Raw genomic sequence first — 7,914 nt, 5'->3', positions numbered from 1 at the left:
GATGGTCGCGGCCCTGCGCAACCAGTTCGGCGGCCACGCCGTCGAGACCAAGTAGGCGCGCCGTGGGGGATCTTCTGCTGGTCCGCCACGGCGAGACGGAGTGGAGCGTGTCGGGCCGGCACACCAGCTGGACCGACCTGCCCCTCACCCGGCACGGCGAGGAAGAGGCCAAGTCCCTCGCCCCGCTCCTGGCCGGCCGGTCCTTCGCACTCGCCCTGACCAGCCCACTGGACCGCGCGATACGCACCGCCGAACTCGCGGGCATCACCGGGGCCGTACCCGACCCCGACCTGCACGAGTGGGACTACGGTGCCTACGAGGGCGTCACGACCGTCGACATCCACCGCGTCCGCCCCGACTGGTACCTGTGGACCGACGGGGTTCCGCCGGGCCCGGCCGGACACCCGGGCGAGTCCCCGGACGAGATCGGCGCACGCGCCGACCGGGTGCTGAAGCGGGTGGACTCCGCGCTCGCCGACGGTGACGTGGTCCTGGTGGCGCACGCCCACTTCCTGCGCGTCCTCACGGCGCGTCGGCTGGGCCTGCCGGCGGCGGACGGACGGCTGTTCCAGCTGGCGACCGGCACCGTCAGCCGCCTCTCCACCGAGCACGACCGCCCCGTCGTCGCCGAGTGGAACGCCCGGCCGTAACTAACGGCACAACTCCCCGGCCCGGACCGCGCGTTGGCGCGCGGTCCGGGCCGCGGTCGTCCTCTGTGCCCGCGACTTCCGCCGGGCTAGAGTCCCCCTTGATGGAGATCAACGATCTGACAGCGGCCGAGGAACAGGTATGGCGGGCCTTCCCGTTGGGCGAGTCCGTGGACTTCCGTACCGCGGAGGACGAGGACATCGCCCTCGGCGGCGACTGGGGACCCGAACGGACCGTGCGCGCCGCGGTGTTGCGGGCGCTGCTGCTCAACGGGCCGCAGGAAGCGGGGGAGATAGCGTCCCTCAGCCTGGCGGGCGCCCGGATCACCGGCCGGCTCGACCTGCAGTACGCGACGATCGACCACCCCGTGCGGCTGCGCTACTGCCACTTCGACGAGGTGCCCCGCTGCTACGCGGCCCGGCTGCGCGAACTCAACCTCGGCGACTCCTTCCTGCCCGGGCTGACCGCGCACGCCATGCGGGTGGACGGCGTGCTGCGGCTGACCCGGGCCCGGTTCCGCGGTGTGGTGCGGCTGGCGGAGGTCAAGGTCGCCGGGAGCCTGTTCATGGAGAGCGCGGAGATCATCGCCCCGGACGCCGAGGAACCGGTCCTCCAGCTCAACCAGGCCTCCGTCGGCGACGATCTCCGGGCGGCCGGACTGCGCACCCAGGGGCAGATCCGGCTCAGCGGCGCGAGTGTCGCCGGATCGGTCCGCTTCAACACCGCGCGCCTCTCCCACCCCGGAAACTCCGCCATCGACGCCGAGGTGCTCGTCGTCGCGGGCAACATCCTGTTCCGGCACGCCCGGGTGGAGGGCTGGGTCGGACTGCGCGGCGCCCGGATCGCGGGCCGCCTCGACCTGTCGTACAGCACCCTGTCGAACCCCGGCAGCTCCGCGCTGCTGGCGAGCAGCGCCACCATCGGGGAACTCTGGCTGCGGGAGAGCCCGCCCATCGAGGGCGGTGTCGTGCTGAGCAGTGCCCAGATCGACGTCCTGCTGCTGGAGCCGCAGGTGGTGCCGGGCCGGGTCCACCTGAACAGTCTCGTCTACACCTCGCTCATCCCCCACGAGCCCGCCGAGCGGCGCCTCGCCATGCTGGAGCAGGACGGCGACGGCTATGTCCCGCACGCCTACGAGCAGTTGGCCCTCTCCTACCGCCGCACCGGCGACGACTACGCCGCCCGCCGCGTCCAGCTCGCCAAGCAGCGCCGCCTGCGCGGCACCCTCCAGTGGTACAGCCGGATCTGGGGCTACGTCCAGGACGCCACCGTCGGCTACGGCTTCCGCCCGCTGCGCGCCTGCGCCTGGCTGCTGTCGCTGCTGGCCATCGGCTCCATCGCCTACGGCCTCCATCCCCCGGACGCCCTCAAGCCGTCCGAGGCCCCGCACTTCAACGCGGTGTTCTACACCCTCGACCTGCTGCTGCCGGTGATCTCCTTCGGCCAGGAGGAGGCGTTCGCGCCGACCGGCTGGTACCAGTACCTGGGCTACGCCCTGATCATCACCGGCTGGATCCTGGCCACGACGGTCGTCACCGGTGTCACCAGGACCGTCAGCCGCCAGTGAGCCGCCTCGCGGTGTGCTGGGCGGCCAGCCGCACCGGCGCGTTCGGGGCTCCGTAACCCCGGTAGTCGCCGTCGCGCTGGACCAGTTCGAGGAAGACCCGGCCGACGGTGCGGGTGTAGCAGTGGCGGAACTCGCCGCCCGCGTCCCGGTCGTAGAGGATGCCGAGTTCGCGGTACGTCTCCAACTCGCCCTCGGCGAAGTCGAATCGGGCCGCGAGGTCGTCGTAGTGGTTCGCGGGAATCGGCAGCAGCCGGCCGCCCGCCTCGCGGAAGCGGCGGGCCGCGGCGACCACGTCCTCGACGGCGAGGGCGAGGTGCTGGGCGTGGGCGCCGTCCTCGGTGGGGGCCGGGCCGACGCTCAGGGCGATGCGGACGCCGCCGTCGGGGGTGGTGACGGCGCGGCTGCGCAGCAGGCCGTAGGGGTCGGCCACGTCGACGCTCTCCTGGGCGTGCAGTCCGAGGACGCTGCGGTGGAAGAGGGCCGCCTCGTCGAACTGGTGCCAGGGCTGGGTGAGGGCGAGGTGGTCGATGCGCAGGACGCCGTTCCCCGGCGGGAGTTGACCGGGGGTGTCGGTGAAGTCGGCTCGCCAGCCCGGGTGTTCGGGGGTGGTCGGGGCGCAGAAGAAGAGTTCCGTGCCGTCGGGTGCGGCGACGGCGTCGAGTCGGGCGTCCTCGGGTGTGCGGCGGCGCGGCAGGACGGGGGCGAGGAGGGCCTCGGCGCGGCGGGCGGCGCCCTCCGGGTCGGGCGACTCCAGGCCGATCGCCGCGAGCGCGGTGCCGTCGCGGCGTACGGCGGGGCCGGTGTTGACCAGGATGCGGGCCTCGCCCTGCTGCCACAGGTCGACGGGTTTGCCGCGGTGGCGGGCCCTGCGGGCGAAGCCCAGGGCGCCGAGGAGCGCCGAGACGGGTTCCGCGTCGGGTGTGACGAGTTCGGCGAAGGCGATGCCCGTGGGGACGACGGGGGCGGGGAGCCGCGCGAGACCGACCGTCTCCTGGAGGACCAGCAGCGAGCGGTGGGCGTCGATCGCCGTCGGGCCCGCGTCCGCCTGCCGGAACACGTCGTTGAAGACCTCCAGCGACAGCGGGCCGTCGTAGCCCGCGCTCAGGACGTGCCGCAGGAGTCCCGCGATGTCGAAGCCGCCCTGGCCGGGGAAGCAGCGGTAGTGGCGGCTCCACTGGAGGACGTCCATCGCGAGCAGCGGGGCGTCGGCGAGCTGGAGGAAGAAGATCTTCTCGCCGGGGATGTCCGCGATGCCCTTGGGGTCGGAGCCCCGGGAGAGGATGTGGAAGCTGTCCAGGCAGGTGCCGAGCGCGGGGTGGTCGGCCGTCTCGACGATGCGCCAGGCGTGGTCGTACGTGCTGACGTGCCGCCCCCAGGCAAGCGCCTCGTAGGCGACGCGGACGCCGAACTCCTGGGCGAGGTCGGCAAGTTGGCTGAGCTGCGCGGCGGCGAGGGCGTCGTCGTCCTCGGCCAGCGGCGAGACGCTGGAGCAGACGAGGACGGTGTCGGTGCCGAGCCTGCGCATCAGCTCGAACTTGTGCCGGGCGCGGCGCAGATTGCGGGCGAACTCGGCCTCGGGGACCGCCTCGATGTCCCGCATCGGCTGGTAGAGGTCGATGCTCAGGCCGAGGTCGGCGCAGCGGGCGCGGATCTCCTCGGGGGTGAGAGGGCTGGCGAGGAGGTCGTTCTCGAAGATCTCGACGCCATCGAAGCCGGCCCGGGCGGCGGCCGTGAGTTTCTCGGTGAGGGAGCCACCGAGGGAGACGGTGGCGATGGACGTACGCATCGGGGTACCTCTCAATTCCGCTGTGGGCACGGTGGGTTCGGGACGGGCGCAATCGTTTCGGGCATGGGCGGTTCGGGGCGGGCGTGGCACCTGGTTGCCGCGGGCACGGGCAGTTCGGCACGGGCAAGGTGGGTTCAGGCAGATACGGACGGACAGGCGCGGCCGGTTTGAGCCGGGAAGGCTGCTTCGCGAGCAGGATCGCCTCGGCGCGGGCCCGTCTCTTGCGGTGCGGAAACGGGTGGTTCGGCACGGGCGCAGCCAATTCGGAGAGGGCACGGCCGGTTCTGACAGGGACTGCTGTTTCGGCGCGGGCACGATCGCCCCGGCGCAGGTTCGCCTCTTGCACGCGGGCACGGCCGGTTCGGCGCGGGCCCGTCTCCCACGGCGCGGGCACAACCGCTCCGACGCAGGCCCGTACCTAGCGGCGCGGGCACAACAACCTCGGCGCGTCCGTCTCCACTGCGGCGCGAACTCCCCACTTCCGCGCGCCCCTCTCCACTTCCGCGCGCCCACGGCTACTTGGGCGCGGCCACCGCACCGGCCAGGTCCGCGATGTCGGCGAGCATCCGCGTGCTGTCGGGCTCGCGCCCGGTGAACAGGCGGAAGGCGTCGGCCGCCTGGAAGACCGCCATGCCGCCCCCGTCGAGAGTGGCGCAGCCCAACGCGCGGGCGGCGCGCAGGAGTTGGGTCTCCAGTGGGCGGTAGACGACCTCGGCGACCCAGAGTCCGGGGTGCAACAGGCTTGCGGGGAAGGGCAGTCCGGGATGGGCGGCCATGCCGGTGGGGGTGGCGTGGACGACGCCGTCGGCGGCGGCGAGCAGCCCGGGCAACAGGTCGGCGGCGGCGCCCACCGCGCGACCGGCGCCGAAGTGACGGTTCAGGGACTCGGCGAGCGCGGCGGCCCGGTCGGGCAGCGCGTCGACGACGGTGACGCGTTCCGCGCCCAGGGTGAGCGTGGCGTGCGCGACGGCCGCGCCCGCGCCGCCCGCGCCCAGCTGGACGACGCGTTCCATGGGCGCGTCGGGCAGTCCGCGCGCGAAGGAGGCCGCGAACCCGGTGACGTCCGTGTTGTGGCCGATCGCACGGCCGTCCGCACCGAAGACCACGGTGTTGACCGCGCCCAGCGCCTCGGCCTGCGGGGCGAGCCCGTCCAGGTGCCCGATGACGAGTTGCTTGCACGGGTGGGTGATGTTGAGCCCGTCGAAGCCCAGGTCCCGGGCGGCGCGAAGCAGATCGCCCACCGCCTCCGGGCCGACGCCGAGCAGGTCGATGTCGATGAGCCGGTACACATAGCGCAGGCCCTGCCGGTCGGCCTCGCGTTCGTGCAGGGCCGGGCTGAGAGAGGGCCCGATGCCGGAACCGATCAGTCCGACGAGATACGAGTCCTTGAGGACCGTCGATTCCTTGAAGACGTCGGCCACGTCGGCCCTCCTGAGCGACTCGCCAATGTACGAACCAGTACGTTAGCTATATCGGCATCACGGACCCCCGGGAAGCCCCGGACGGGAACTCGACGCCCCGCCGCCCGGGCCCGGCTTCTACAATCACCGGCACTGGCCCCCCGCCCGAAGGAACCCGATGACCAGCGTCGAAGAACCGGCACGACCCAACGGGCGGATCCGCGACGCCGTCCGCACCAGGGCCGAGATCCTCGACGTGGCGACCAAGGAATTCGCCCGGGCCGGCTACGACGGCGCCCGCGTCGACGAGATCGCCGCCCGCACCCGCACCACCAAGCGGATGATCTACTACTACTTCGGCGGCAAGGAGCAGCTCTTCACGGCCGTCCTGGAGCGGGCCTACGGCGTGATCCGCGAGGCCGAGCAGGGCCTGGACGTCGAGCACCTGGACCCGGTCGCGGCCATCCGGCGGCTCGCGGAGCTGACCTTGGACCACCACGAGCAGCACCCGGACTTCATCCGCCTGGTGAGCATCGAGAACATCCACGGGGCCGAGCACATCGCCGCCTCCGAGAAGCTCGGCAAGATCGGCTCGCCCGCCGTCGACGTGATCCGCCGCATCCTCGCGTCGGGGCAGGAGTCCGGCCTGTTCACGGCCGACGTGGACGCCGTCGACCTGCACGCGATGATCAGTTCCTTCTGCTTCTTCCGGGTCGCCAACCGGGCCACCTTCGGCGCCCTGTTCGGCCGCGACCTGACCGCCCCGGACCGGCGCGAGCACTACCGGACCATGCTGGGCGACATGGTGATCGCCTATCTGACGGCGGATCGCGCGACGGACTGAGGCGGTCCGACGGCACCCCTTGACACCCGGGAAACGTGGGCGCAACATCCCTACCCATCGAGACTAACTACCCAGTGGGTTAATTAGCCGCGACCCGGCGCCGCCACCCCGCTCCCGTCTCCCTCCCCCACACGCACCTCCCCGTCTCCGCACACATCTCCCCGTCTCCGCTCACTCCGCCGTCGGCGGAGTCTCCGCGAAGGAGCAAGCCGTGTCCGTCCCCGCCAAAGCCGTCGGGCAGCCGAAGAAGGCGGCAGCCGCCGCCTGGATCGGCAGCGCCCTGGAGTACTACGACTTCTTCATCTACGGCAGCGCCGCCGCGCTGATCTTCCCCAAGGTCTTCTTCGACGACTCGGACCCGGCGACCGCGACCCTGCTCTCCCTCGCCACCTTCGGTGTCGCCTACGCGGCCCGCCCGGTCGGCGCGCTGTTCCTCGGGCACTTCGGCGACCGGGTCGGCCGCAAGCAGGTCATGATCTTCACGCTGCTGCTGATGGGCCTGTCGACGTTCCTCATCGGCTGTCTGCCCACCCGCGCCCAGGCCGGCTCCCTCGCCCCGGTCCTGCTCGTGCTGTGCCGGGTCCTCCAGGGGATCTCCGCGGCGGGCGAACAGGCCAGCGCCAGCTCCATGACGCTGGAGCACGCGCCGCCGGACCGGCGCGGCTTCTTCACCAGCTTCACCCTCAGTGGTACGCAGGGCGGCCAGCTCATCGCCACCCTCGTGTTCCTCGGCGTCGCCCAACTCCCCGACAGCCAGCTGCTGTCCTGGGGCTGGCGCGTCCCGTTCTGGGCGAGCGTGCTGGTCGCGGTGGCCGGCTGGTTCATCCGCCGCAGGCTCCAGGAGACCCCGGTGTTCGCCGAGCAGGCGGCGACCGAGGGTGTCGTGAAACTCCCGCTCGTGGTGCTGCTGCGCGAGCACTGGGCGGACGTCCTGCGGGTGATCGCGGGCGCCCTCGTCGCCTCCGTCTCGACGATCTTCACGGTGTGGGCGCTGGCCTACGCGACCAGCGACTCGGTCGGCATGTCGCGCACGTCGATGCTGTGGGTGGGCGCGCTCGCCAACCTCGTCGCCCTCGGCGCCATCCCCCTGTGGGCCACCCTGTCCGACCGCATCGGCCGCCGCCCCGTGTACCTGATCGGCGCGATCGGCAGCGCGCTCACCATGTTCCTCTACCTCTGGGCGATCTCGACCGGCTCCTACCCGCTCACTCTTGCCCTCGGCATCGTCGCCTTCGGTGTCGTCTACAGCGCCGCGAACGGCGTGTGGCCCTCCTTCTACGGCGAGATGTTCGCGACCCGGGTGCGGCTGTCCGGGATGGCCGTCGGCACCCAGATCGGCTTCGCCGTGGCCGGGTTCGCGGTCACCTTCGCCGCGCGGATCGCGGGTCCCGACGGCACGGACTGGTCCTCGGTGGCCCTGTTCACCGCGGCACTGTGCGTCCCGCCGGCCGTCGCCGCCCTGTCCGCCCGCGAGACCCACCGGGTCCCGACGGAGCTGCTCGGTACGCGCCCACTCCGGGAGGCGTCCCGGCCGGAGACGGTCTCCGCCTGACCGCCGCCGTTGACAGGTGACGTTTCACGCAAGAACATCGGCCCGAACGAGCAGAAAAGAACAGCGCCGCCGTACGGCAATGGCATTGCTCCCCCGGTGGGCACGTGGCACGACGCC

6 protein-coding genes are annotated in these 7,914 nt (G+C 72.2%); 4 read left to right on the top strand and 2 right to left on the bottom strand.

From position 1 onward, the window contains the following. Window positions 1-62: 62 nt before the first annotated feature. Complete coding sequence (locus ACWDEW_RS02215; protein WP_450508718.1) at window positions 63-650, top strand: histidine phosphatase family protein; 588 nt, start codon at window positions 63-65, stop codon at window positions 648-650. Between the two features lie 101 nt (window positions 651-751). Beyond that, window positions 752-2,215 carry a membrane-associated oxidoreductase gene (locus tag ACWDEW_RS02210; protein ID WP_450508716.1) on the top strand — a complete coding sequence of 488 codons (1,464 nt, stop codon included), beginning with the start codon at window positions 752-754 and terminating at the stop codon, window positions 2,213-2,215. Here the strand turns inward: ACWDEW_RS02210 and ACWDEW_RS02205 are convergent. Continuing rightward, window positions 2,202-4,001, bottom strand: coding sequence for a bifunctional sugar phosphate isomerase/epimerase/4-hydroxyphenylpyruvate dioxygenase family protein (locus tag ACWDEW_RS02205; protein WP_450508714.1), 1,800 nt, complete (start codon window positions 3,999-4,001; stop codon window positions 2,202-2,204). The genes ACWDEW_RS02210 and ACWDEW_RS02205 overlap by 14 nt on opposite strands. Before the next feature lie 515 nt (window positions 4,002-4,516). Continuing rightward, window positions 4,517-5,422, bottom strand: a complete 906-nt coding sequence (locus ACWDEW_RS02200; protein WP_450508712.1) for a shikimate dehydrogenase — start codon at window positions 5,420-5,422, stop codon at window positions 4,517-4,519. Between the two features lie 157 nt (window positions 5,423-5,579). Between ACWDEW_RS02200 and ACWDEW_RS02195 the strand changes: the two genes are divergently transcribed. Further along, entirely contained in the window at window positions 5,580-6,245 is a 666-nt protein-coding gene (locus ACWDEW_RS02195; protein ID WP_450508711.1) for a TetR family transcriptional regulator, read from the top strand. Between the two features lie 211 nt (window positions 6,246-6,456). After that, a complete protein-coding gene (locus tag ACWDEW_RS02190; RefSeq protein WP_450508709.1) occupies window positions 6,457-7,797 on the top strand; it encodes an MFS transporter in 1,341 nt (446 codons plus the stop codon). Window positions 7,798-7,914: the final 117 nt, after the last annotated feature.

Source organism: Streptomyces sp. NPDC001100 (assembly GCF_053598575.1).
Note: the sequence above shows the minus strand (reverse complement) of the source record. Positions and strands in the feature narration are given on the sequence as shown.